Annotated in this window: 22 protein-coding genes; 11 read left to right on the top strand and 11 right to left on the bottom strand. The window is 66.4% G+C overall.

From position 1 onward, the window contains the following. Nucleotides 1-2: 2 nt before the first annotated feature. Together acnA and ACSFBM_RS03165 are read right to left on the bottom strand one after the other, a co-directional pair. Nucleotides 3-2870, bottom strand: coding sequence for an aconitate hydratase AcnA (gene acnA / locus ACSFBM_RS03170; RefSeq protein ID WP_435483096.1), 2868 nt, complete (start codon nt 2868-2870; stop codon nt 3-5). Between the two features lie 162 nt (nt 2871-3032). Continuing rightward, nucleotides 3033-3446 (bottom strand): hypothetical protein, encoded by a 414-nt coding sequence (locus ACSFBM_RS03165; RefSeq protein ID WP_435483095.1) that lies wholly within the window; start codon nt 3444-3446, stop codon nt 3033-3035. A gap of 145 nt (nt 3447-3591) precedes the next feature. On the opposite strand from ACSFBM_RS03165, the gene ACSFBM_RS03160 reads away from it, so the two are divergent. Then, nucleotides 3592-4437 carry a helix-turn-helix domain-containing protein gene (locus ACSFBM_RS03160; RefSeq protein WP_435483094.1) on the top strand — a complete coding sequence of 282 codons (846 nt, stop codon included), beginning with the start codon at nt 3592-3594 and terminating at the stop codon, nt 4435-4437. On the opposite strand, the gene ACSFBM_RS03155 is transcribed toward ACSFBM_RS03160, so the two are convergent. From ACSFBM_RS03155 to ACSFBM_RS03140, 4 genes are all read right to left on the bottom strand, one after another. After that, on the bottom strand, nt 4343-6592 hold the full coding sequence (locus ACSFBM_RS03155; protein ID WP_435483093.1) for an acyl-CoA dehydrogenase: 2250 nt from the start codon (nt 6590-6592) through the stop codon (nt 4343-4345). The two genes, ACSFBM_RS03160 and ACSFBM_RS03155, sit on opposite strands and share 95 nt — an antisense overlap. A gap of 107 nt (nt 6593-6699) precedes the next feature. After that, complete coding sequence (locus ACSFBM_RS03150; RefSeq protein ID WP_435483092.1) at nt 6700-7326, bottom strand: hypothetical protein; 627 nt, start codon at nt 7324-7326, stop codon at nt 6700-6702. After that, nucleotides 7323-8480 carry a DUF2827 domain-containing protein gene (locus ACSFBM_RS03145; protein ID WP_435483091.1) on the bottom strand — a complete coding sequence of 386 codons (1158 nt, stop codon included), beginning with the start codon at nt 8478-8480 and terminating at the stop codon, nt 7323-7325. The genes ACSFBM_RS03150 and ACSFBM_RS03145 overlap by 4 nt, the downstream gene beginning before the upstream one ends. Further along, nucleotides 8477-9625 carry a DUF2827 domain-containing protein gene (locus ACSFBM_RS03140; protein WP_435483090.1) on the bottom strand — a complete coding sequence of 383 codons (1149 nt, stop codon included), beginning with the start codon at nt 9623-9625 and terminating at the stop codon, nt 8477-8479. Before ACSFBM_RS03140 ends, ACSFBM_RS03145 begins: the two co-directional genes overlap by 4 nt. Between ACSFBM_RS03140 and ACSFBM_RS03135 the strand changes: the two genes are divergently transcribed. The 3 genes from ACSFBM_RS03135 to ACSFBM_RS03125 are packed head-to-tail and all read left to right on the top strand — an operon-like array spanning nt 9612 to nt 11918. Then, a complete protein-coding gene (locus tag ACSFBM_RS03135; protein WP_435483089.1) occupies nt 9612-9890 on the top strand; it encodes a hypothetical protein in 279 nt (92 codons plus the stop codon). The two genes, ACSFBM_RS03140 and ACSFBM_RS03135, sit on opposite strands and share 14 nt — an antisense overlap. A gap of 18 nt (nt 9891-9908) precedes the next feature. Continuing rightward, nucleotides 9909-11045, top strand: coding sequence for a DUF2827 domain-containing protein (locus tag ACSFBM_RS03130; RefSeq protein WP_435483088.1), 1137 nt, complete (start codon nt 9909-9911; stop codon nt 11043-11045). Nucleotides 11046-11057: 12 nt separating this feature from the next. Then, the gene (locus tag ACSFBM_RS03125) at nt 11058-11918 is read left to right on the top strand and encodes a hypothetical protein (RefSeq protein WP_435483087.1); all 861 of its coding nucleotides are present in this window, start codon (nt 11058-11060) and stop codon (nt 11916-11918) included. A gap of 75 nt (nt 11919-11993) precedes the next feature. Here the strand turns inward: ACSFBM_RS03125 and ACSFBM_RS03120 are convergent, their stop codons facing one another. The 5 genes from ACSFBM_RS03120 to ACSFBM_RS03100 form a co-directional block, all read right to left on the bottom strand. Then, nucleotides 11994-14579, bottom strand: coding sequence for a bifunctional aconitate hydratase 2/2-methylisocitrate dehydratase (locus ACSFBM_RS03120; protein WP_435483086.1), 2586 nt, complete (start codon nt 14577-14579; stop codon nt 11994-11996). Between the two features lie 92 nt (nt 14580-14671). Beyond that, nucleotides 14672-15235, bottom strand: coding sequence for a hypothetical protein (locus ACSFBM_RS03115; protein ID WP_435483085.1), 564 nt, complete (start codon nt 15233-15235; stop codon nt 14672-14674). A 34-nt stretch (nt 15236-15269) separates the two neighbouring features. Further along, nucleotides 15270-16268, bottom strand: a complete 999-nt coding sequence (locus tag ACSFBM_RS03110; protein ID WP_435483084.1) for an HpcH/HpaI aldolase/citrate lyase family protein — start codon at nt 16266-16268, stop codon at nt 15270-15272. Beyond that, entirely contained in the window at nt 16265-17056 is a 792-nt protein-coding gene (gene tam / locus ACSFBM_RS03105; protein ID WP_435483083.1) for a trans-aconitate 2-methyltransferase, read from the bottom strand. The genes ACSFBM_RS03110 and tam overlap by 4 nt, the downstream gene beginning before the upstream one ends. A 14-nt stretch (nt 17057-17070) precedes the next feature. Beyond that, nucleotides 17071-18057, bottom strand: a complete 987-nt coding sequence (locus ACSFBM_RS03100; protein ID WP_296780172.1) for a malate dehydrogenase — start codon at nt 18055-18057, stop codon at nt 17071-17073. A gap of 185 nt (nt 18058-18242) precedes the next feature. Between ACSFBM_RS03100 and ACSFBM_RS03095 the strand changes: the two genes are divergently transcribed. The 7 genes from ACSFBM_RS03095 to gltA all read left to right on the top strand — a co-directional run bounded on the left by ACSFBM_RS03095 (nt 18243) and on the right by gltA (nt 24316). Further along, nucleotides 18243-19001 (top strand): GntR family transcriptional regulator, encoded by a 759-nt coding sequence (locus ACSFBM_RS03095; RefSeq protein WP_435483082.1) that lies wholly within the window; start codon nt 18243-18245, stop codon nt 18999-19001. Nucleotides 19002-19237: 236 nt separating this feature from the next. Next, nucleotides 19238-19684, top strand: a complete 447-nt coding sequence (gene sdhC / locus ACSFBM_RS03090) for a succinate dehydrogenase, cytochrome b556 subunit (protein ID WP_435483081.1) — start codon at nt 19238-19240, stop codon at nt 19682-19684. Between the two features lie 14 nt (nt 19685-19698). Next, nucleotides 19699-20064 carry a succinate dehydrogenase, hydrophobic membrane anchor protein gene (gene sdhD / locus ACSFBM_RS03085; RefSeq protein ID WP_206177819.1) on the top strand — a complete coding sequence of 122 codons (366 nt, stop codon included), beginning with the start codon at nt 19699-19701 and terminating at the stop codon, nt 20062-20064. Nucleotides 20065-20079: 15 nt separating this feature from the next. Further along, nucleotides 20080-21888: a succinate dehydrogenase flavoprotein subunit gene (gene sdhA, locus ACSFBM_RS03080; RefSeq protein WP_435483080.1), complete on the top strand. Its 1809-nt coding sequence runs from the start codon at nt 20080-20082 to the stop codon at nt 21886-21888. 47 nt (nt 21889-21935) lie between these two features. Continuing rightward, nucleotides 21936-22637 (top strand): succinate dehydrogenase iron-sulfur subunit, encoded by a 702-nt coding sequence (locus ACSFBM_RS03075; RefSeq protein WP_435435287.1) that lies wholly within the window; start codon nt 21936-21938, stop codon nt 22635-22637. A 29-nt stretch (nt 22638-22666) separates the two neighbouring features. Then, on the top strand, nt 22667-22981 hold the full coding sequence (locus tag ACSFBM_RS03070) for an FAD assembly factor SdhE (protein ID WP_435483079.1): 315 nt from the start codon (nt 22667-22669) through the stop codon (nt 22979-22981). A gap of 24 nt (nt 22982-23005) precedes the next feature. Next, on the top strand, nt 23006-24316 hold the full coding sequence (gltA, locus tag ACSFBM_RS03065; RefSeq protein WP_435443190.1) for a citrate synthase: 1311 nt from the start codon (nt 23006-23008) through the stop codon (nt 24314-24316). The last annotated feature ends 20 nt before the right edge of the window (nt 24317-24336 follow it).

The raw sequence follows: 24336 nt of genomic DNA, 5'->3' as shown, positions 1-24336 counted from the left end.
CGTCAAGCCGACAGCAGCTGCCGCAGCACGAACGGCAGGATGCCCCCGTGCTTGTAGTAGTCGACCTCGATCGGCGTGTCGATGCGCAGGCGCACCGTCACCTCCTGGTGGGTGCCGTCGGGGCGGTGCACGACCAGCTTCACGTCCATCTGCGGCTTGAGCTCGCTGCCGATCACCACGTCGATCTTCTCGTCGCCGGTGAGGCCCAGCGTCTGCCAAGAATCGGCGCCGCGGAACTGCAGCGGCAGCACGCCCATGCCGACCAGGTTGGCGCGATGGATGCGCTCGAAGCTGCGCGCCACCACGGCCTTGATGCCCAGCAGCTGGGTGCCCTTGGCGGCCCAGTCGCGCGACGAGCCGGTGCCGTACTCCTCGCCGCCGAACACCACCGTGGGGGTGCCCTCTTCCATGTACTTCATGGCGGCGTCGTAGATGAACATCTTCTGGTTGCCGGGCTGGAACAGCGTGACGCCGCCCTCTTCCTGCGTGCCGTTGGCGTCCGGCGGAATCATGAGGTTCTTGATGCGCACGTTGGCGAAGGTGCCGCGCATCATCACGTCATGGTTGCCGCGGCGCGAGCCGTAGCTGTTGAAGTCGGCCTTGGGCACGCCATGCGCCTTGAGCCAGATGCCCGCAGGGGAGCTGTCCTTGATGGAGCCGGCCGGCGAGATGTGGTCGGTGGTGATCGAGTCGCCGAACAGCGCCATGATGCGCGCGCTCTTGAAGCCCGCGTCGCTGGCGTGCGGCTTCATCTTGAAACCCTCGAAGAACGGCGGCTCGGCGATGTAGGTCGACTTGGGCCAGTCGTAGACCTGCCCGTCGGTGCCCTTGATGCTGCTCCAGAACTTGCCCGGGTCGGTCTTGACCTTGTCGTAGTTCGCGCGGAACGACTTGGCGTTCATGGCGTAGCGCAGGTTGTCGTCGATCTCCTTCGGCGTGGGCCAGATGTCGCCCAGGTACACGTCCTTGCCGTTCTTGCCCTTGCCCACGGGCTCGGTCATCAGGTCGGTCATGACGTTGCCGGCGATGGCAAAGGCCACCACCAGCGGCGGCGAAGCCAGGAAGTTGGCCTTCAGGTTCGGGTGGATGCGCGCCTCGAAGTTGCGGTTGCCCGAGAGCACGGCCGCGCCGACGAGGTCGTTCTTGGTGATGGCCTCGTTGATCTCGGGCGTCAGGTCGCCGGCGTTGCCGATGCAGGTGGTGCAGCCGTAGCCGGCCAGGTAGAAGCCGAGCTTTTCCAGGTACGTGAGCAGGCCGGCCTTCTCGAGGTATTCGGTGACGATGCGCGAACCCGGCGCCAGCGAGGTCTTGATGTGCGGCTTGACCGTCAGGCCCGCCTCCACCGCCTTCTTGGCCAGCAGGCCGGCAGCCAGCATCACGCTCGGGTTCGAGGTGTTGGTGCACGAGGTGATGGCCGCGATCAGCACGTCGCCATTGCCGATGGTGACCTGGCCCTTGGGGGCGCTCGGTGCGGTGGCGCTGGTGTGCGCGGCAGCCTTGGTCGAGCGGTTGGCCACCATCTCGACCACGTCGCGCGGCGAACCGGCGGGCAGCGCGGCGGCTTCGTCGTCGCTGCCCTGGGGCGCGGTGACCAGCGGGTAGCGCAGCTTGAGCTTGTCGGCCGGCTGGTTGAAGCCGTTGGCGTCGTTGGGCTTGCTGTAGAGCTCCGAGAACTTGGTGGCCAGGTGGCCCAGGTCGATGCGGTCCTGCGGGCGCTTCGGGCCGGCCAGGCTGGGCGACACGGTGCCCAGGTCGAGGCGCACGATCTTGGTGTAGTCGATGTCGCCGGGCGCGGGCATGCCGTACAGGCCCTGCGCCTTGTAGTAGGCGGCGAAGCGCTCGACCTCTTCCTTGGTGCGGCCGGTGCCTTCGAAGTACGCCACGGTCATGTCGTCGACCGGGAAGAAGCCCATGGTCGCGCCGTACTCGGGCGCCATGTTGCCGATGGTCGCGCGGTCGGGCACGGCGATGGACGCGGCGCCGGGGCCGAAGAACTCGACGAACTTGCCCACCACCTTTTCAGCCCGCAGGATGGCCGTGACGAACAGCACCAGGTCGGTGGCGGTCACGCCTTCGCGCAGCTTGCCGGTGAGCTCGAAGCCCACCACGTCGGGCGTGAGCATGTAGACCGGCTGGCCCAGCATGGCCGCCTCGGCCTCGATGCCGCCCACGCCCCAGCCGACCACACCCACGCCGTTGATCATGGTGGTGTGGCTGTCGGTGCCGACCAGCGAGTCGGGGTAGTAGGTGGGCACCTCGGCCTTGTCGTGCGGGCTCGTATAGACGCCGCGTGCAAAGTACTCGAGATTGACCTGGTGGACGATGCCGAAGCCCGGCGGCACGACACGGAAGGTGTCGAAGGCCTGCATGCCCCACTTCATGAACTGGTAGCGCTCGTTGTTGCGCTGGAACTCCAGCTTCATGTTCAGGTCGAGCGCCTTGGGCGTGCCGTAGTAGTCGACCATCACCGAGTGGTCGACCACCAGGTCCACCGGCACCAGCGGCTCGATGGTCTTGGGCGACTTGCCCAGCTTGGCAGCCACGCTGCGCATGGCAGCCAGGTCGGCCAGCAGTGGCACGCCGGTGAAGTCCTGCAGCACCACGCGGGTGACGACGAAGGGAATTTCGTCGGTGCGTTCTGCATTGGGGGCCCAGTGCGCCAGCTCTTCGACGTGCTTGGGCAAGACCTTCTGCCCGTCGCAGTTGCGCAGCACGGATTCGAGCACGATGCGAATGGAGACCGGCAGGCGCTCGATGGTCGGGTATTGCTTGGCCAGCTCCTTCAGGGACCAGTACTTGCCGGACTTGCCCGATGCGGTCTTGAAGGTCTTGAGGGTGGACGCAAAGGCGTGAGCCGGTGCTTTGGCCATAGAGGAACTCCTGTTTGTTCGTGGAAGCTCCTCAAGGATAGCGGGGAACAATGTCAGCTGTTGTAGTCGGTCTTCCCTCTCGCGCTCCCTCCGCGCCATGTTCCTCATAGCGAGAAATGCCGGGTAGACGGGCGTTGCCGGCACCTCTCGCGTCGCCTGCGTTCAGGCCAGCGCCATGCCGGCGCGGCTGCGGGCGCGGCGAAGGCCGGTCCATTGCAGCTCGGCGAGCACGATCACGCACACCGCCTGTGCCAGCACCCAGGCCACGCCCACGGCGGTGACCGCGAACATGCCGCTCACCAGCAGCGCGATGCAGGCCGCCGCCCAGCCGATGTTGCCGAAGACCACCAGGCCGATCAGCGTGCGCGGCGGCGTGCGGCGGCCGGCCATGAACGCGGCGGCGGCCGCATACACCAGCAGGAAGACGCCCGTGCCCATGAGCAGCGGCGCCGGCAGGCCGGTGAGCGCGGCCAGCGCGCCGGTGAAGGCCACCTGCAGCGCGCCGGTCACGGCGCAGGAGGCGGCGTCGGCCCACATCACGTGGGGCAGGAAGCGGGGGGAAGCAAAGACGGACATGTGAATCTCCTGGGGGTGGTCACCGGGTGGATACGCCGCAAGCCAGTCCTGCCGCGTTGGAGCCAATGATTCCGGCCGCCGGGTATGTCGTCGATGACCTGGGAGGTCATGGCGGCGCGCCGCCGCCGCGACAGAATGCAGCCTCATGAACACCCCCCGCCCCCACCCGACCAAGCCCGGCCTGCCCGGCGCGCGCGATCCGTTCGGCGCGCACCTGCGCCATTGGCGCACGCACCGTCGCCTGAGCCAGCTCGACCTGGCGCAGGAGGCGGACGTGTCGACCCGGCACCTGAGCTACGTGGAAACCGGGCGCGCCGCGCCCAGCCGCGAGATGGTGCTGCGCCTGGCCGAGCGGCTGGAGGTGCCGCTGCGCGAACGCAATGCGCTGCTGGTGGCGGCCGGCTTCGCGCCGATGTACCGCCAGCGCTCGCTGGACGACCCGGCCATGGCGGCCGCGCGCCGCGCGGTCGACCTGGTGCTCAAGGGCCACGAACCCTTCCCCGCGCTGGCCGTGGACCGCCACTGGAACCTGGTGGCGCACAACGCGCTGGTGCCGATGCTGATGGAAGGCGCCGCGCCCGAGTTGCTGCGCGCGCCCATCAACGTGCTGCGCCTGAGCCTGCACCCCGATGGCGTGGCACCGCGCATCGCCAACCTCGCGCAATGGCGCACCCACCTGCTCGAGCGGCTGCAGCAGCAGATTGCCGCCACGGGCGACGCCACGCTTCAGGCGCTGCACGACGAACTGGCGGCCTACCCCGCGCCCAAGGTGAGCCACGACGCGCCAGCCATCGACACGGCGCTGTCGGCCGTGGCGGTGCCGTTCCAGCTGGTCACGCCGAACGGGGTGCTGAGCTTCATCAGCACCATCACCATCTTCGGCACGCCGGTGGACGTCACATTGCAGGAACTGGCGGTGGAGTCGTTCTTTCCGGCGGACGAACGGACGGCGGCGGCGCTGACGGCACTGGCGGCGCAGTCGAACGGCTGAGTTCCGCACGCTGCTGCGCGGGGCCCTCGAAGTCGTCCACCTGGATCACCTTGTCGGCCGCCTTCAGGTAGGCCAGTGCCAGCGCCGGGTCGGGCGCCGAGCGGGCCGCCGCTTCGAGCGAGTTCGTGCGGCGCAGCACCTTGTTGAGCGCGGCCGTCGTGTCGCCGAGTTGCTCGCCGAGTTCCATCGCATGCATCAGGTCGCGCAGTCCGCCCGGGGCGGGCTCGCTGAGGTCGGGCGCCAGGCGCGCCATGGTGCGCGGGTTCTTGCGCAGCAGCTCGGCCAGTTCGAGCAGTTGCACATCGCGCAGCGGCGCCAGGTGCGCGGTGCCGCGCAGCACCAGCGCGCCCATCACGCGCCGGCCGGCCGTCGGCAGGTTGGCATACAGGTCGCGCAGAATCTTGCCGGCCTCGTCCAGCTGCAGGCGGATGGCGGCCCGCGCGAAAGGCAGCATCTCGGGCGCCGCGTCCACGCGGTAGCGCCAGATGCAGGAACTGGCCAGGTAGAGGTGCGCCAGCACGTCGCCCAGCCGTGCGGACAGCAGCTCCATGCGCTTGAGCTTGCCGCCGAGCATGCCCATGGCCAGGTCGGCCGTGAACGCGTACTTCGCGCTCATGCGCGCCAGCAGCTTCGCCTCGTGCATCAGGTCTTCGGGCGGCTCGCCGAGCACCGGCGCGCCGAACAGGCTGTGCCACAGGTTCGCCGCCACGTGCTTGCCGTGCGCGATCAGCGCCTGGCCCAGCGCGGCCTCGTCATGGGCCTGCACCGCGGCCATTTCGTCGAGCACATGCGGGTGGCAGCGCACCGCGCCCTGCCCGAACACGATGAGCGCGCGCGTGAGGATGTTCGCGCCCTCCACCGTGATGGCGATGGGCGCCTGCCGGTACGACACGCCCAGCAGGTTCGAAGGGCCGGCGATGATGCCCTTGCCCCCGAGGATGTCCATGCCGTGGTTGACCGCGCGTCGCCCCGCCTCGGTCAGCTGCACCTTCAGGATGGCACTGGCCACGCTGGGCTGCTCGCCCTTGTCGAGCGCGGCGGCGGTGAAGCGCCGGGCGGCATCGGTCGCATACAGCTCGGCGGACATCCGCGCGACGAGCCCCGCAATGGCATGGAACCTGCCCACCGGCATGCCGAACTGCTCGCGGATCTGGCCGTAGCCGTTGCTCACGTACAGCGCGGTCTGCTGCATGGCCGAGCCCAGCGCGGGCAGTGAAATGGCGCGGCCCGCGGCCAGGCACTCCATCAGCATGCGCCAGCCCTGGCCGACCTGCTTCTCGCCGCCGATGATCCATTCCATCGGCACGAACACCTGCCGGCCGCGGATGGGGCCGTTCATGAAGGCGCTGTCCATCGGGCGGTGGCGCCGGCCGATCTCCATGCCTTCATGCGGCACGGGAATCAGCGCGCAGGTGATGCCGAGTTCGCGCTTGCCCTCGGGCCTGCTTTCGTCGACCGCATGGAAGGCCAGGCCGACCACGGTGGCGACCGGGGCCAGGGTGATGTAGCGCTTGTCGAAATCGACCAGAAAGCCGCGCGTCATGCGCCCATTGAACTCGCGCTCGACCACCACGCCGCGGTCGGGAATCGATGCCGCGTCGGAGCCCGCATAGGGCGAGGTCAGGCCGAAGCACGGCAACTCCCGGCCGTCCGCCAGGCGTGGCAGGTAGTGGTCCTTCTGCGCGTCGGTGCCGTAGCGCAGCAGCAGCTCCGCGGGGCCGAGCGAGTTGGGCACCATCACCGTGACGGCAGTGGCCGTGTTGACGGTGGCGATGCGCGTGACCACGGTGGCATGCGCGAAATGGCTGAAGCCCAGCCCGCCGAAGTCTTCGGGAATGATCATTCCGAAGAAGCGCTTCTCTCGCAGGTAGCGCCACACCTCGGGCGGCAGGTCGCGCGCCTGGTCGATGGCATGGTCGTCGAGCATGCGGCAGAGTTCGCGCACCTCGCGCTCCAGAAAGGCCTGCTCTCGGCCGGTGAGCTGGTTCGGTCCCATCTCGGCCAGCACGTCGAAGTCGGGATTGCCTGAGAAGAGCCGCCCTTCGAAACCGACGGTGCCGGCCTCGAGCGCCGCACGCTCGGTGTCGCCCAGCGGCGGGAGCGCCTTGGAAAATGGCTGCATGGCCCATCGACCGATGAGTGTCGCCAGAAGCATGGTGCGTCTCCTTCCGCGGCAAGGCGCGCGGATTGTCATCATTGTTGGGACTTGTTACCGGCCCCGCGGGCCGGTCAAGGACGTCCCTGCGTGTCGGACAGGCGCGATCAGCGCTTCCTGGGCGTCTGCCCCGTCTGGGGGGCGGAAGGGGCCGCGGTGGCCGCAGCCGGCACCGTGCCGGGGTCTTTCCAGCCGTACTCCACATAGCGCCGGATGACCAGGCAGCCCGGCGGCGAGTCGATCAGCGAGACCGACGAAGTGGGCTCCCGGTCGTCGGTGTACACGGCGAAGTTGGGCAGCAGCCGGGTCATGCGGTAGCCGGCCAGTTCCTGCTGCGCAACGCTCTCGCAAGTGAAGGGCGCCACCGAGATGCGCTCCGCCGACACGGTGCAGTTGCCGCTGTCGTCGGGAATCGCCGTGATCGACGCCGCCACGCCGGCGTTCGGGTACTGGATGCCGATGAGCGAGAACATCGGCCCCGCATCCGGGCGCCTGCGGTCCCAGTCGAGCAGCACGTCGTGGCTTCGGCTGCCCTGCACCGTGAGCGCGGACAGCCGGGAGATGGCAGGCAGGCAGCGCTTGACACCCACGCTGGTGGCGGCGCGCGTGAGCGTGTCCTGCGCCGCCGCCGGGGGCGCCTGCGGCACGAGCACGCCCTGCGCAAGCGCGGCGCCGGCGGCGACCCCCGCGAGAACGGCGGACAGCAGTCGCTGCAATGTCTGGGTGGGTTTCATTGCGATCCTTGCGCGTAGAGGTTCTCGATGGCGGCCGTGTAGACGCGCACGTTCTCCTCGCCCTCGGGGGCCAGCGTGGCAATGAACCGGCGTGCGCGCTCACGGTAGGCCGGCAGGTCGGCGTCGTGCTCGGCAAAGGCGCGCTGCAGCGCCCGCCCACCCTCTTCGCAGTCGAAGCCGTGATAGCGGTAGCCGCAGCCGCCGATGAGGTGCGAGTTGTGGACCAGCGGGTAGCCGCCGTACAGGGCTTCGTAGCAGAGGTAGTTCTGCGCGTTCTCCCAGTGGTGCGCAAACACCGCGTCGATCTTGCCCGGCATGACCTGGTACACCGGATAGCGCCCCTCGAAGGTCGCCAGCCCGTGCTGCACGATGTCCAGGCTCTGCGCAAAACCGACGAACAGCGGCTTCTCCTTCAGGTGGAAGCTGTTGTAGACCCACATCTTTTCGATCAGCCGCGGCTGCGCGCGGTGCGCCGCCTCGCAGCCGAGCATGGGAATGAAGCTGGTCTTCACCAGGCAGATGTTGGGCTCGAAGATGGCCACGCGCCACTGCTGGCGTCCGGGCTCGTAGGCGAAGGCCGCGCCCTCGGGCGCACGGGCCATGGCACGCTCCAGCACCATCGGGCTCCACAGGTGCGGCATCAGCCGCACCGGCGCGCGGAAGGTGGCCTCGAAGTAGGGCTTGCACGAGCTTTCGTACTCGGGAATGGTCCAGACCTCGTCGTACGGCGCACCGGAGATCAGCAGGCCGTGCGGCTTGTCGAAGATCATGCGTTCGATGTCGATCACGTAGTCGTTGCCCACGCGCATCGAGACGATCTTGCCGCCCTTGCCGCGGAACGCCACCGACCATTCGCGCGCCAGTTGCGCGCTCATCTCGATCATCAGGTCGAGTTCCTGGGCGGCGGTGGCCATGTCGATGATGGGCACCGGCGAATCGGCCAGGAAGCCGGTGGCGTCCGCGGGCCCGCCGTCGCCGCCGCCGGCCACCAGCACGGCGCTCTGCACGCGCGGCGAACGCAGCAGCAGCATCACGAGGAACAGGCAGTTCTGGTAGACGCCGTTCTCCCACAGGCTCTGCTCGCCCTTGCGGATGAAGATCGAAACGCCGACCTTGAGCCTGGCCGGCATGGCGGTGCGTGCCGTTTCGCTCATGCCGCGCTCGCCTTGTCGGCGCGGAACGCGGCATTGCCGCCCACGAGGTGCAGCAGGCGCTGCGCATAGCCGTCGACGTTCGCGGGGCTGAGCGGGTCGACCGACGCGAACACGCGCCGCGAGCGCGCGCGGTAGTCGTCGAGTTGCGCGTCGTGCGTGCGCACGGCCTGCAGCAATTGCTGCGCACCGGCGGCGATGTCGAAGTCCGGGTAGTAGTAGCCCGCGTCGCGCAGCCAGGGCGAGTTGTGCACCAGCGGGTAGTCGCCGTACAGCGCATCGAGATAGCTGTAGTTCTGCTCGTTCTGCCACTGGTGCGAGACCACCGCGTCGGCATACTGCACCATGAAGCCTGCGAAGTCGTTGCGGCCGTGGAAGACCGCCTTGTGCGCGCGCACGAGGTCCAGCGAGTTCGCCAGGTACAGCATGGTCGGGTGGTCCTTGATGTGCAGGGTGTTGAGCACCTGCATCGACGTCACTGCGGCCGGCTCGGCCCGGTAGGCACCGTCGCAGACCAGCATGGGGATGCTGCTGGACTTCACCACCGAGATGTTGGGCTCGAAGATCGCCACCCGAAACCCGGGCTGCGCGGGTGTGCGCGGCGTATAGCCGAAGCGCCATCCCGCGGTCTCGACCTCCGCGATGCGCTGGGCCAGGAACTGGGACGACCAGAGGTAGGGCACCTCGAACACGGGACACCGGTGCAGCGTGCGCATCATCGGCGTGAACACCTCGTCCTTGGGCAGCAGCCACACCTCGTCGCAGCGGTCGGGCCGGCTGAAGTGGCCCTTGTCGGTGAACACGATGGGCTCTGCGAGCGCCACGAAGGGCTGGCCCACACAGTGGAAAACGACACGGCCGCCGCAGGCGCGGAAGTAGGACAGCCATTGCACGTTGAGCGCGCCGGCCATTTCGATGACCACGTCCAACGCGTCGGTCAGCTCCCGGGCGCGCCCTAAAGCCAGCCCCCTCGCGGCCAGGTCGACCTGGGGCGGCATGTTCGGCTGATCACCGGCGTCGACCAAGGTCACCGATTCGACGAATTCGATGCGCTGCAGCAACTCGGCCAGGAACAGCACGTTCTGGCCCATGCCGTTTTCCCAGATGTTCTGGCCGGCGTGGGTGAGGACCGAGATGCCAATTCGCATGGTCGCGCAGTGTGTACCCAAAAAAGAGTCGCGCGCAATTCGGCAATGCATGCCGAGGATTGAGTTCGCCGATGGAAGCGGCAGCTCGTTCCGCCAATTTCTCCCGAAGAAACAGATTTCGCCCACCTGCTGCTGCGCCTACACTTTTGCAGGCGCGGGCAGGCATTGCAGCTTGCAGATCCAAGAATTCGCCGGCTGCCGGGAAGTGAATTTCCACCGTTTCAATTCAAGCCGCGCCATCGCCGCCATCGCCGCCATCAATTAACAATTGCAAGGCAAAGAGATGAATTCCGCAGCCAGGCTTCGAGTCGGCGTCACCATCGGCCTCCACCACGAAGCCGAAACCCTGTGGAACAACGGCATCAAGCAGAACGCCGTGTTCCTGGCAGAAGCGCTGAAGCATTGTCCCGCTGTCGAGTCCGTGGTTCTGGTCAACACCACCGCAACCCCCATCACCCCCGCCCTGCCCTGGGACCAGGCACGCTGGCCCACCCTGAGCTTCGAATCGGCCAAGGACAGCGTGGACGTGCTGATCGAGCTCGGCGGCCAGATCGATGCAGCGCAAACCGACCACCTCAAGCGCCGCGGTGCGCGGCTGGTGTCTTACTGCTGCGGCTTCGAGTACGTGCATGCGATGGAGTCCATGCTGTTCGACCGGCCCCTCTGGGGTTCCAACCTCTTCGTGAACCAGCGCTACGACGACATCTGGATGGTTCCGCAGGTGGCGCACATCAGCCAGCCCTACTTCGAGGTGCTGCGCCGCGCCCAGGCACGCGCCGTGCCCTTCGTCTGGAGCCCGGTGTTCCTGGACGAACGCGCCCGCACCCTGCCCGGCGCCGGCGTCTACCAGCCGCGCAGCGGCCCGCGCAGGCTCAGCGTCATGGAGCCCAACATCGACGTGGTGAAGTTCTGCCTCTACCCGGTGCTCATCGCCGAACTGGCGTATCGCGCGCGGCCCGAGGCCATCGAACTGCTGCAGGTCACCAACACCGAACGCATGGCAACAGGCAACATGGAATTCATCTCGCTGATGAACCAGCTCGACCTGGTGCGCCAGCACAAGGCGGTGTTCCTGGGACGGCACGAGACGCCCGTTTTCCTGGCGCAGAACACCGACATCGTGGTCTCGCACCAGTGGGAGAACCCGCTGAACTACTTCTACCTGGAAACCTGCTGGCAGGGCTATGCGCTGGTGCACAACGCACACCTGTGCGCGGACTTGGGCTACTACTACGCCGACAACGACGTGGCCGGGGGCTGCGCGCGCCTGCTCGAAGCCATCGACACGCACGATGCGCAGGCCCTGGCCTACCGCGAACGCCAGCGCGGCCTGATCGCACGCTACCTGCCCGGCAACCCGGCAGCCACCGAGCTCTACAACGCCCTGCTGCTCGCCCTCTTGCAGCGCCCCGCCCGCTAACCGGACCTTTTCATGCTTGAACCCGCCGCGCTCGCCCAGTTCTTTCCCGTGGTCGTCACGCCGAGCCACGACGGCAAGTTCTTCCAGAACTACGTCGTATCGATGATGAACTTCGCCATCGAGGCCGAGCGCGCCGGCATGCGCCTGCAGGTGCTCTTTCACCAGGGCGAAAGCCTGGTGACCCGGGCGCGCAACAACTGCGTGGCGCAGTTCCTGGCCAACCCGCACTGGACCCATCTGTTCTGGATCGACGCCGACATCGGGTTCTCGGCGCAGGCGGCGTTCCGGCTGCTGCTGGCCGACTACGACATCGCCGCCGGCGTGTACCCGCTGAAGCGGGAAAACTGGCCCGCCGAGGGCGTGGCCGCGGGCACCACGCGCCAGCAGTTCGAAGCCACGTTCACGCGCTACACGGTCAATGCAAAGGCGTCGGAGACCAGCGCGAAGGTCGAGCTCGACGTGCAGCCCGACGGCTTCATGAAGATGACCGAGGCGCCGACCGGCTTCATGGCCATCAAGCGCGGCATGTTCGAAAGGCTCATGGCGAGCTACCCCGACCTGCGCTACGTGCCCGACGGCATCGGCGACGCCGACCTGGGCCTGCACTACCGCTTCTTCGACGTCATGGTCGATCCGCAGACGCGGCGCTACCTCTCGGAAGACTATGGGTTCTGCCGCCTGTGGTCGGGGCTGAGCGAGTCGGTGTACATCGATGCCAACTCGAACCTGACGCACCAGGGCTCCAAGCTCTACGGGGGCGACTTCGCCAGCTCCCTGGTGGCCTCGCTGCCGCATGCGGTGGGCGGCCCGGTCGGGGCCTCCATGGTGCTCAAGGGCCAGGAGTACCTGAAGTCCAACGACCCGCCGGCCTGAGGCGCCGGCACAGGCTTGCGCCCAAGAAAAAGCCCCGCAAAGCGGGGCTTTTTCTTGGCAAAGGCACCGGGCGGATCAGCAGGCCGCTGCGGTTTCGCTCACCTTGTAGTCGTCGATCTTGTCGAAGTTCAGGTACTGGTAGATCTGCGCGCTGGAGGCATCGAGCACGCCCGTGGCGGCCATGTACTCTTCCCTGGTCGGGATGCGACCCAGGCGCGAGCAGATGGCGGCCAGCTCGGCCGAGCCGAGGTACACGTTGGTGTTCTTGCCCAGGCGGTTGGGGAAGTTGCGCGTGCTGGTCGACATCACCGTGGCACCTTCGCGCACCTGGGCCTGGTTGCCCATGCACAGCGAGCAGCCCGGCATTTCGGTGCGGGCACCGGCATTGCCGAACACGCCGTAGTGGCCTTCTTCGGTGAGTTGCTGCGCGTCCATCTTGGTCGGCGGCGCGATCCACAGCTTGACCGGGATGTCGCGCTTGCCTTCGAGCAGCTTGGAGGCTGCGCGGAAGTGGCCGATGTTGGTCATGCACGAACCGATGAACACTTCGTCGATCACGGCACCGGCCACGTCGCTGAGCGTCTTCACGTCGTCGGGGTCGTTCGGGCAGGCCACGATGGGTTCGTGGATCTCGGCCAGGTCGATCTCGATGACGGCAGCGTACTCGGCGTCGGCATCGCCCTGAAGCAGTTGCTGGTCGGCCAGCCAGGCTTCCTGGGCGGCGATGCGGCGTGTGAGCGTGCGCGCGTCGGCGTAGCCTTCGGCAATCATCCACTTCATCAGCGTGATGTTGCTGTTGATGTACTCGGCGATCGGCTCCTTGTTCAGGTGCACCGTGCAACCGGCGGCCGAACGTTCGGCCGAAGCATCGCTCAGCTCGAAGGCTTGTTCCACCTTCAGGTCGGGCAGGCCTTCGATCTCGAGGATGCGGCCCGAGAAGATGTTCTTCTTGCCTTGCTTGGCCACGGTCAGCAGGCCCGCCTTGATGGCGTACAGCGGAATGGCGTTGACCAGGTCGCGCAGCGTCACGCCGGGCTGCATCTTGCCCTTGAAGCGCACGAGCACCGATTCAGGCATGTCCAGCGGCATCACGCCGGTGGCGGCCGCGAAGGCGACCAGGCCGGAACCTGCGGGGAAGCTGATGCCGATGGGGAAACGGGTGTGGCTGTCGCCGCCGGTGCCGACGGTGTCGGGCGTCAGCAGGCGGTTGAGCCACGAGTGGATCACGCCGTCGCCCGGTCGCAGCGACACGCCGCCGCGGTTGGCCATGAACTCGGGGAGTTCGTGGTGCATCTTGACGTCGACCTTCTTCGGGTACGCCGCCGTGTGGCAGAACGACTGCATCACGAGGTCGGCCGAGAAGCCCAGGCAGGCCAGGTCCTTCAGCTCGTCGCGCGTCATCGGACCGGTGGTGTCCTGCGAGCCGACCGAGGTCATCTTGGGTTCGCAATACGTGCCCGGGCGAACGCCCTGGCCTTCGGGCAGGCCGCAGGCGCGACCGACCATCTTCTGTGCGAGCGAAAAGCCCTTCTTGGTGTCGACCGGGCTGGTCGGCAGGCGGAACAGGGTCGACACGGGCAGGCCCAGCGCTTCACGCGCCTTGGTGGTGAGGCCGCGGCCGATGATCAGCGGAATGCGGCCGCCGGCGCGCACTTCGTCGAACAGCACGTCGCTCTTGACGGTGAATTCGGCGATGACCTTGCCGTCCTTCAGCGCCTTGCCTTCGTAGGGGCGCAGTTCGACCACGTCACCCATGTTCATCTGCGCCACGTCGAGCTCGATGGGCAGTGCGCCCGAGTCTTCCATGGTGTTGTAGAAGATGGGGGCGATCTTGCCGCCCAGGCAGACGCCGCCGAAGCGCTTGTTGGGAACGAAGGGAATGTCTTCGCCGGTGAACCACAGCACCGAATTGGTGGCGCTCTTGCGCGACGAACCCGTGCCGACCACGTCGCCGGCGTAGGCCACGAGGTGGCCGCGCGCGCGCAGGTCTTCGATGAACTTCACCGGGCCGCGCTTGCCGTCTTCTTCAGGGACGATGCCGGGGCGCGCGTTCTTGTGCATCGCCAGGGCGTGCATCGGAATGTCGGGACGCGTGGTCGCGTCGGGCGCGGGCGACAGGTCGTCGGTGTTGATTTCGCCAGCCACCTTGAAGATGCTGACGGTGATGCTTTCGGGCACTTCGGGGCGGCTGGTGAACCACTCGGCGTCGGCCCAGCTTTGCAGCACGCCCTTGGCGTGCACGTTGCCCTTGTCGGCCTTTTCCTTGACGTCGTGGAACTGGTCGAACATCAACAGGGTTTTCTTCAGGCCTTCTGCTGCCACGGCGCCGACTTCGGCGTCGTCGAGCAGGTCGATCATGGGGCTGATGTTGTAGCCGCCGAGCATGGTGCCGAGCAGTTCGGTGGCGCGGGCGCGCGAAATGAACTCGCTCTTCTCGGTGCCGTGGGCCACGGCCGCGAGGTAGCTCGCCTTGACCTTGGCGGCGTCGTCGACACCGGCGGGCACGCGATGGGTGAGCAGATCGAGCAGGAAGGCGCCGTCTTTGGCGTTCGCGCTCTTGAGGAGCTCGATGGCTTCAGAGGTCTGCTTCGCGCTCAAGGGCAGCGGCGGGATACCGAGCGCGGCGCGTTCGGCAACATGGTCAACGTAGGCTTGCAACATCTTTTTTTCTCCGGAAACTGGTCTGACGGGCGAGCGAGGCGGCTCCAGCGGTCAAGCAAGAGCCGCGCCGCACCCCGTTTTGGTCGGTACGCTTACTTCGCGCCGTCCGCACCTTCAAAAAGGGCCTTCGGCGGGTTCTTCTTCATTTCGGCGGCGAACGCGACTTGCGCGTCGGTCTGGCATTCATCGGCAATGCGCAGGCCGGCCTTCTGGTTCATCAGCATCGACTTGTTGCCCAGCTGGAGCCACATGGCGCCGGCGCGCGGGTCTTCGAGGCGGATGGCACCGGTGCGGCTTTCGACCGGGTGCATGCGGTACTTCAGGCCCTTGGTGGTGATGTTGAAGAAGCCGGGCTTCTTCTCGTCGGGCGTCACGGTCACGTCGGCGCCGAGTTCGCACTGGGCCTTGCCGATGGACACGCGCTGGGCGACGGCCAGGTCGGCGTCGGTGAGCACGATGTTGGTCTCGTCGGCGATGGGGGTGACTTCCTCGACAGCCTTGGCAGCCTTGCGGGTGACCTGGCGCTTGGGAGGCGCCTTCTTGGCGTCGGCCTTTGCGGTCTTGGCGGCAGGCTTTGCGGCCGGGGTGGCGTTCTGCGCCATGGCGGCGAACGGCAACGCCAGCGCAACAGCGGCGATCAGGGCAATTTTCTTCATGTGTGGGTTTCCTTGAGGCTGGGTTTGGATGGTTTCAGGAGGCCGCGAATGCAAACCAGGCTTTCGCCTCGGAGGGCAATGCGCGCCCTGTTGCGTGGGCGCGCGTCAGAACTTGCCAGAAATGGCGATAACTCGCGCGGTCGTGCAATGTGCCATCAATTTGTGTCGGCGCCCAATCCGCCGCTGCCGCCTTTACAAGGATTTTTGTGGCAATTTGAATCTGAGCCTCGTCGGGCGCGAAAGCCTCGAGGATCGGGCGGATCTGGCTGGGGTGGATGCTCCACATGCGCGTATAGCCGAATTCGGTCGCCGCCCTGCGGGCCGCGATGCGCATGGCATCGGTGTCGTTGAACTCGGTGACCACGCAGTGCGACGGCACCTTGCCCCAGGCATGCGCCGCCGACGCGATGGCCAGCTTGGCGCGCACCACCAGCGGGTGGCTGAACTGTCCCGCCGCGCCCATGCCGTCGGCCGGAATGGCGCCGGCGTGGGCCGACACGAAATCCATCAGGCCGAAGCTCAGCGACTGCACGCGCGGGTGGGCGGCGATGTCGAAGGCGTTGTGAACGGCCAGCGGCGATTCGATGAGGACATGCAGCGGCAGCGTGCCGGCATCGGCCGCGTCGAGCGCCGCGACGGCCTGCAACACGTCGGCCACCGACTCGACCTTCGGCACCATCAGGTGGCTCAGGCGCTCGGCGGCACGCCCGGCGATGGTGATCACGTCGCCGACGAACGCCGGGTGGTCGACCGGGTGCACGCGCACGCCGACACGCATGCCGGGCGCGGCGGCCAGCGCCAGTTCGGTGACGAGCGCGGCATGCTCGGCCTCGCCGCCCACGGGGGCGCCGTCTTCGCAGTCGAGGGTGACGTCGAACACGCAGGCGCCGAACTCCTCGGCCATTTCGGCCTGGAGCGCGAGACTCTTCCTCATGCGCGCTTCGACGCCGCTGTAGTGGTCGCACACGGGCAGCGTCACCGCGCCGGCCTGCGCACCGAGCAGCACCTGGGCGGGATGGACTGCGTTCGTCATGCCTTGTCGCCCTTTTGCGCCACGATGAACATGCGCGGAAAGGCTAGCAGCCGCTTGCCGTCGGCCCGGGGCGGGTAGGCCTCGTCCACGCGGCGCAGGTACTCGGCCAGGTAGCTGGCCTGCAGGTCTGCCGGCAGGCGGTCGACGAAGGGCTTCAGCCCCGTGCCGCGCACCCATTCGACGATGGATGCGGCATCCGCCATGCGGTGCTGGTAGATGGTGTGCCAGACGTCCACGTGGGCCGCGCGCGGCGCCAGCAGGTCGTAGTAGCCACCCAGGTCGAGCAACAGGGTGCGCAGCCGGTCGGCATCGCCGATGGCCTCGGCCCAGGGGGCTTCGGCGGCCACCGCGCGCATCAGCCGGTGCGTGGGCTCCTGGCGGTTGTCGGGCATCTGGATGGCGAGCACGCCACCCGGGGCCAGCGCGTCGAACAGGCGCGGGATCAGCGTTGCGTGATCGGGCACCCATTGCAGGGACGCGTTGGCGTAAATGAGATCGGGCGCTTCTTCCTTGGAACGCGGCGCCCAGGTCGCGATATCGCTCAACTCGAAGGTCGCCTGCGGCAGCCGCTCGCGCGCGCTGGCCAGCATGGCCTCGGAGTTGTCGGTCCCGACGGCTTGCGCCGCCGGGAACCGCCTGACCAGCAGCTCGGTGGAATTGCCCGGTCCGCAGCCCAGGTCGACCACGCGGGCCGCCCCGGTGAGCGGCACCCGCGCCAGGAGTTCCTGTGCGGGCCGGGTGCGCTCGTCCTCGTAGCGACGGTAGAGCGCGGGATTCCAGTCGAGCATGCGGTCGGATTCGCTCAGATCAGGTGAGCGACGCCGGCTTGCTCGCCTTGCAGCTCTTCCAGCGTCTTGTTGATGCGTTCCTGGCTGAATGCGTCGATCTCGAGGCCTTCGACCAGCTTGTACTCACCGTTTTCGCAGGTGACGGGGAAGCCGAACATGGTGTCCTTCGGAATGCCGTACTGGCCGTCCGACGGGATGCCCATGGTGACCCACTTGCCGTTGGTGCCCAGGGCCCAGTCGCGCATGTGGTCGATGGCGGCATTGGCAGCCGAAGCAGCCGACGACAGGCCGCGTGCCTCGATGATGGCCGCGCCGCGCTTGCCGACGGTCGGCAGGAACGTGTTGGCGTTCCATTCTTGGTCGTTGATCATCTTGGCGACGCTTTCGCCGTTGATGGTGGCGAAACGGTAGTCGGCGTACATCGTGGGCGAGTGGTTGCCCCACACGGTGAGCTTTTCGATGTCGGCCACGGCCTTGCCGGTCTTGGCGGCGATCTGGCTGGCGGCACGGTTGTGGTCCAGGCGCAGCATGGCGGTGAAGTTCTTGCGCGGCAGGTCAGGCGCGCTCTTCATCGCGATGTAGGCGTTGGTGTTGGCCGGGTTGCCGACCACCAGCACCTTGACGTTGCGGCTGGCGACGGCGTTCAGGGCCTTGCCTTGCGCGGTGAAGATGGCGCCGTTGACGGCCAGCAGCTCGGCGCGTTCCATGCCGGGGCCGCGGGGGCGCGAACCGACCAAGAGGGCGTAGTCGGCGTCCTTGAAGGCGGTCATCGGGTCGCCGTGGGCTTCCATGCCGGCCAGCAGCGGGAAGGCGCAGTCGTCGAGCTCCATCATCACGCCCTTGAGCGCCTTCTGGGCCTTCTCGTCGGGGATTTCGAGCAGTTGCAGGATGACCGGCTGGTCTTTGCCGAGCATTTCGCCGGAAGCGATACGGAACAACAGGGCGTAACCGATTTGACCGGCGGCACCGGTGACGGCAACGCGAACGGGCTTTTTGCTCATGGGAAGACTCCAGAAGGTAATGAAAACGGTGTTGGCGCTCTCGTGGGGCGCCAGGGGTCCTGCGGGACGAAATACCTTCCCGCAGCGCGAGACCCGCAATATTTTAAGCCGATTCAATGAGGGCCGTCTTATGTCTTATATAAGATATCCTCCACGGGCCCGCAAAGGCGCACCCCACCGCTGCCATGAACACGCCCACCACCCTCGACGAGCCCACGACGCCGTCCTTCAGCCCGCTCTACCAGCAGATCAAGACATTGATCCTGCAGAGCCTGCAGGCGGGCGAGTGGAAGCCGGGCGAGCCCATCCCGAGCGAGATGGACCTGGCGGCGCGCTACCGCGTGAGCCAGGGCACCGTGCGCAAGGCCATCGACGAACTCGCGGCCGAAAACCTGGTGGTGCGCCGCCAGGGCAAGGGCACCTTCGTCGCCACGCATGCCGAACAGCACGTGCAGTACCGGTTCCTGAAGCTCGTGCCCGACGCGGGCGACCCGAGCACCGAAGGCCCCGCGGTGCGCACCATCGTCGACTGCAAGCGCCTGCGCGCCTCGGCCGACGTGGCGCGCGCCCTGGGCCTGCGAACCGGCGATGCGGTGCTGCAGGTGCGCCGCGTGCTGGCCTATGCCGGCGTGCCGACCATCCTCGAAGACCTCTGGCTGCCCGGCACGCCCTTCAAGGGACTCACGGCCGAGCGGCTGCGCGCATGGCCGGGGCCGATGTACGCGCTGTTCGAAACAGAGTTCGGCGTGCGCATGGTGCGGGCCGAAGAAAAAATCCGAGCCGTGCTGCCCGATACCGAACAGGCCGCGCTGCTCGACGTGACGCTGCAGATGCCCCTGCTGAGTGTGGAGCGCGTCGCACACACCTACCATGACATGCCGATGGAACTGCGCCGCGGGCTCTATCGCACCGACACGCGCCACTACAGGAACCAGCTGGGCTGAGCCGATGCAGAAGAAGAAGGCCGGAATCCGGCACGCCGACTTGCGCACACAAGCTGTGCAGCGTGCTACGAAGTCAATAGCATCCGACTGCAACGGTGCGCTGACTTGGGCGCGTCCGCTGTCCGATGGTGCATTGCAATAGAATTTTGCGTTGTTTGCATTTCCGCATAAGAAACAAAAGCGTTCGCTCTCAGAACAAGCCAACAAGTCTCCAAGCCACGAAAGCACTTCCCCCCATGACAGAGCTTGCAACTCCCCCCAGGCCGCCGCGCCGCGAATTCCGCAACATCAACGCCTTCACCGATCTCAGGACCTACCGGCTCCCGCCGGCCGGCATCGTGTCGATCCTGCACCGCGTCAGCGGCGTGATCATGTTCCTGCTGCTGCCGTTCATCATCTGGATGTTCGACACCTCGCTGTCATCCGACTACTCGTTCGCCAGGTTCAAGGGCGCATTCAACGCAGGCATCGGTTTCGCTCCGGGGTGGTTCTTCAAGCTGGTTGCGCTGGCACTCATCTGGGCGTACCTGCATCACTTCATCGCCGGGCTGCGCCACCTCTGGATGGACGTGAGCCACGCCGCGGTCACCAAGGAATTCGGTCACAGCTCCGCCCTGGTCACGCTGTCCCTGAGCATCCTGCTCACCGTGGTGCTCGGCGCCAAGTTGTTCGGCCTGTACTGAGAAGGAGCCACCCCATGTCTGTGAATTACGGCTCCAAGCGCATCGTCGTCGGCGCGCATTACGGTTTGCGCGACTGGCTCAGCCAGCGCATCACGGGCGGCCTGATGGCGCTCTTCACGATCATCCTGCTCGCGCAACTGATCTTCACCCGCGGCCCCATCGGCTACGACCTGTGGGCCGGCATCTTCGCCGCCCAGTGGATGAAGGTGCTGACCTTCTCCGTCATCGTCGCCCTGCTCTATCACGTGTGGGTCGGCATGCGCGACGTGTGGATGGACTACGTCCAGCCTGTCGGCATCCGTCTCGTGCTGCAAATCTTCACGATCGTCTGGCTGGTCGGTTGTGCGGGTTGGGCCATTCAAGTGCTCTGGAAGATCTGACCTGACATCCCCACCATGACCTATACAAAAGAACAAATCACCAAGCGCAAGTTCGACGTCGTGATCGTCGGTGCCGGCGGCTCCGGCATGCGCGCCTCGCTGCAGCTCGCACGCGCCGGCCTCAACGTGGCCGTGCTCTCCAAGGTGTTCCCCACCCGTTCGCACACCGTCGCTGCGCAAGGCGGCGTGGGCGCATCGCTGGGCAACATGAGCGAGGACAACTGGCACTACCACTTCTACGACACGATCAAGGGTTCCGACTGGCTCGGCGACCAGGACGCGATCGAGTTCATGTGCCGTGAAGCCCCGAAGGTCGTGTACGAGCTCGAACACTTCGGCATGCCGTTCGACCGCAACCCCGACGGCACCATCTACCAGCGTCCGTTCGGCGGCCACACGGCCAACTACGGCGAGAAGCCCGTGCAACGCGCCTGCGCCGCGGCCGACCGCACCGGCCACGCGATGCTGCACACGCTCTACCAGAAGAACGTCGAAGCCCGCACGCAGTTCTTCGTCGAATGGATGGCGCTCGACCTCATCCGCGACGACGAAGGCGACGTGGTCGGCGTGACCGCGCTCGAAATGGAAACCGGCGACCTGCACATCCTGCAGGCCAAGACCGTGCTGCTGGCCACGGGCGGTGCAGGCCGCATCTTCGGCGCGTCCACCAATGCCTTCATCAACACCGGCGACGGCTTGGGCATGGCGGCCCGCTCGGGCATTCCGCTGCAGGACATGGAGTTCTGGCAGTTCCACCCCACCGGCGTGGCCGGCGCGGGCGTGCTGCTGACCGAAGGCTGCCGCGGCGAAGGTGCCATCCTGCTGAACAGCAACGGCGAACGCTTCATGGAGCGCTACGCTCCCACCCTGAAGGACCTGGCACCGCGCGACTTCGTGTCGCGCTCGATGGACCAGGAAATCAAGGAAGGTCGCGGCTGCGGTCCCAACAAGGACTACATCCACATGAAGCTGGACCACCTCGGCGCCGACACCATCCACAAGCGGCTGCCGTCGGTCTACGAGATCGGCATCAACTTCGCGAACGTCGACGTCACCAAGGAGCCGATCCCGGTGGTGCCCACCATCCATTACCAGATGGGCGGCATTCCGACCAACATCAACGGCCAGGTCGTCATCCAGCAGGGTGAAGACAACAGCGCCGTGGTGAACGGCCTCTACGCCGTGGGCGAATGCTCCTGCGTGAGCGTGCACGGCGCCAACCGCCTGGGCACCAACTCGCTGCTCGACCTGCTGGTGTTCGGCCGCGCGGCGGGCAACCACATCGTCCAGTTCAACGACAAGCTCAAGGAACACAAGGCGCTGCCGGCCGACGCCGCCGACCGCACGCTGCAACGCCTGAACGAACTCGAAGCCAGCACCGGCGGCGAATACGCGCAGGACGTGGCGGGCGAGATCCGCGCCGTCATGCAGCAGCACGCCGCCGTGTTCCGCAAGCAGGCGTCGATGGACGAAGGCGTGGTCAAGATCGCCGCCGTGCGCGAGCGCGTCAAGGCGATCGGCCTGAAGGACAAGTCCAAGGTGTTCAACACCGCCCGCATCGAAGCGCTGGAAGTCGACAACCTGATCGAAGTGGCGCAGGCCACCATGGTCTCGGCGGCTGCCCGCAAGGAGTGCCGCGGCGCCCACACGGTGGAAGACTACGAGCGCCCCTCGGACGATCCGGTCGCACCGCTGGGCCGCGACGACGCCAACTGGATGAAGCACACGCTCTGGTACAGCCAGGACAACCGCCTCTCGTACAAGCCGGTCAAGCTGCAGCCACTCACCGTGGCCTCGATTCCCCCGAAGGTCCGCACGTTCTAAGCCACGGCTAACCGTCAGCCAAGTAAAAGCATCACAAGGTCACCACGATGAAGCGCACATTCCAGATCTACCGCTACGACCCGGACAAGGACGCCAAGCCTTACATGCAGACCATCGAGGTCGAACTCGACGGCCACGAACGCATGCTGCTCGACGCGCTCATGAAGCTCAAGGCGCAGGACCCGACGCTGTCGTTCCGCCGCTCGTGCCGTGAAGGCGTCTGCGGTTCCGACGCGATGAACATCAACGGCAAGAACGGTCTGGCCTGCCTGACCAACATGAACACGCTCAAGGGCACGGTCGTGCTCAAGCCGCTGCCGGGCCTGCCCGTCATTCGCGACCTGATCGTGGACATGACGCAGTTCTTCAAGCAGTACAACTCGATCAAGCCGTACCTGCAGAACGACAGCGTGCCGCCCGAGAAGGAACGCCTGCAGTCGCCCGAAGAGCGCGAAGAGCTCGACGGCCTGTACGAGTGCATCCTGTGCGCGAGCTGCTCCACGAGCTGCCCGAGCTTCTGGTGGAACCCCGACAAGTTCGTGGGCCCGGCCGGCCTGCTGCAGGCCTACCGCTTCATCGCCGACAGCCGCGACGAAGCCACCGCCGAGCGCCTGGACAACCTGGAAGACCCGTACCGCCTGTTCCGCTGCCACACGATCATGAACTGCGTGGACGTGTGCCCGAAGAACCTGAATCCGACCAAGGCCATCGGCAAGATCAAGGAATTGATGGTGCGCCGCGCCATCTAAGCCCTGACTCATTGCCTAGAGACGCCACCATGCAAACCGCCGCCGACCCCGACCAGCCGCTCAGCGAACGTGCGCTGAGCAAGCTGAAATGGCGCTGCCGGCGCGGACTGCTCGAGAACGACCTGTTCATCGCCCGCTTCTTCGAGCGGCACGAATCCCACATGACCAACGGTCAGGCGGGAGCGATGGAGACACTGATGGACCTGTCGGACAACGACCTCCTCGACCTCCTTCTCCGTAGAAAGGAGCCCGAGCCCGAATGGGCCGGGGCCGAGGTGGTCGCATTGCTGCAGCTGATGCGCACCGACGGCGCGCAGCGCCCCGTCATCTCTCCTTCGTCCTGAATCCACCTCTGAAAGTAAACCGAAATGAAAGCATCCGATACCAAGGCCACGCTGTCGTTCAGCAACGGCGGCGACAGCGTCGACCTGCCGATCTACAAGGGCACCGTGGGCCCCGACGTGATCGACATCCGCAAGCTGTACGCACAGACCGGCATGTTCACGTACGACCCGGGCTTCATGTCGACCGCTGCCTGCCAGTCGGCCATCACGTACATCGACGGCGACAAGGGCGAGCTGCTGTACCGCGGCTACCCCATCGAGCAGCTCGCGACCAACTGCGACTTCCTCGAGACCTGTCACCTGCTGCTGTACGGTGAACTGCCGGACCAGGCCAAGAAGGAAGACTTCACCAAGGTCGTGACGAACCACACCATGGTGAACGAGCAGATGCAGTTCTTCCTGCGCGGCTTCCGCCGTGATGCCCACCCGATGGCCATCATGACCGGCCTCGTGGGCGCCCTGTCGGCCTTCTATCACGACAGCACGGACATCAACAATCCGGAGCACCGCGAGATCGCCGCGATCCGCCTCATCGCGAAGATGCCCACGCTGGTGGCCATGGCCTACAAGTACACGATCGGCCAGCCGTACATGTACCCGAAGAACGACCTGAGCTATGCAGGCAACTTCCTGCACATGATGTTCGCCACGCCGTGCGAAGAGTACAAGGTGAACCCGGTGCTCGAGCGCGCGCTCGACCGCATCTTCATCCTGCACGCGGACCACGAGCAGAACGCCTCGACCTCGACGGTGCGCCTGTGCGGCTCGTCGGGCACGAACCCCTTCGCGGCCATTGCAGCCGGCGTGGCCTGCCTCTGGGGCCCGGCCCACGGCGGCGCCAACGAAGCAGCACTCAACATGCTGTACGACATCCAGAAGGAAGGCGGCGTCGAGAAGATCGGCGAGTTCATCAAGAAGGTCAAGGACAAGAACTCGAACGTCAAGCTGATGGGCTTCGGCCACCGCGTGTACAAGAACTACGACCCGCGCGCCAAGCTGATGCAGGAAACCTGCAACGAAGTGCTGACCGAGCTGGGCCTGGAACAAGACCCGCTGTTCAAGCTCGCCAAGGAACTGGAAAAGATCGCCCTGGAAGACGAGTACTTCGTGTCGCGCAAGCTGTACCCGAACGTCGACTTCTACTCGGGCATCGTGCAGCGCGCCATCGGCATCCCGGTGCCGCTGTTCACCGCGATCTTCGCGCTGGCCCGCACGGTCGGCTGGATCGCCCAGCTGAACGAGATGATCGGCGACCCCGAGTACAAGATCGGCCGCCCGCGCCAGCTGTTCGAAGGCTCGCCCAAGCGTGATGTGAAGCCGATCTCGGCCCGCTGATCGATTCGCTAACCTTTCGC

The organism is Variovorax pasteuri, from assembly GCF_051216435.1.
Classification (GTDB): domain Bacteria; phylum Pseudomonadota; class Gammaproteobacteria; order Burkholderiales; family Burkholderiaceae_C; genus Variovorax.
Note: the sequence above shows the minus strand (reverse complement) of the source record. Positions and strands in the feature narration are given on the sequence as shown.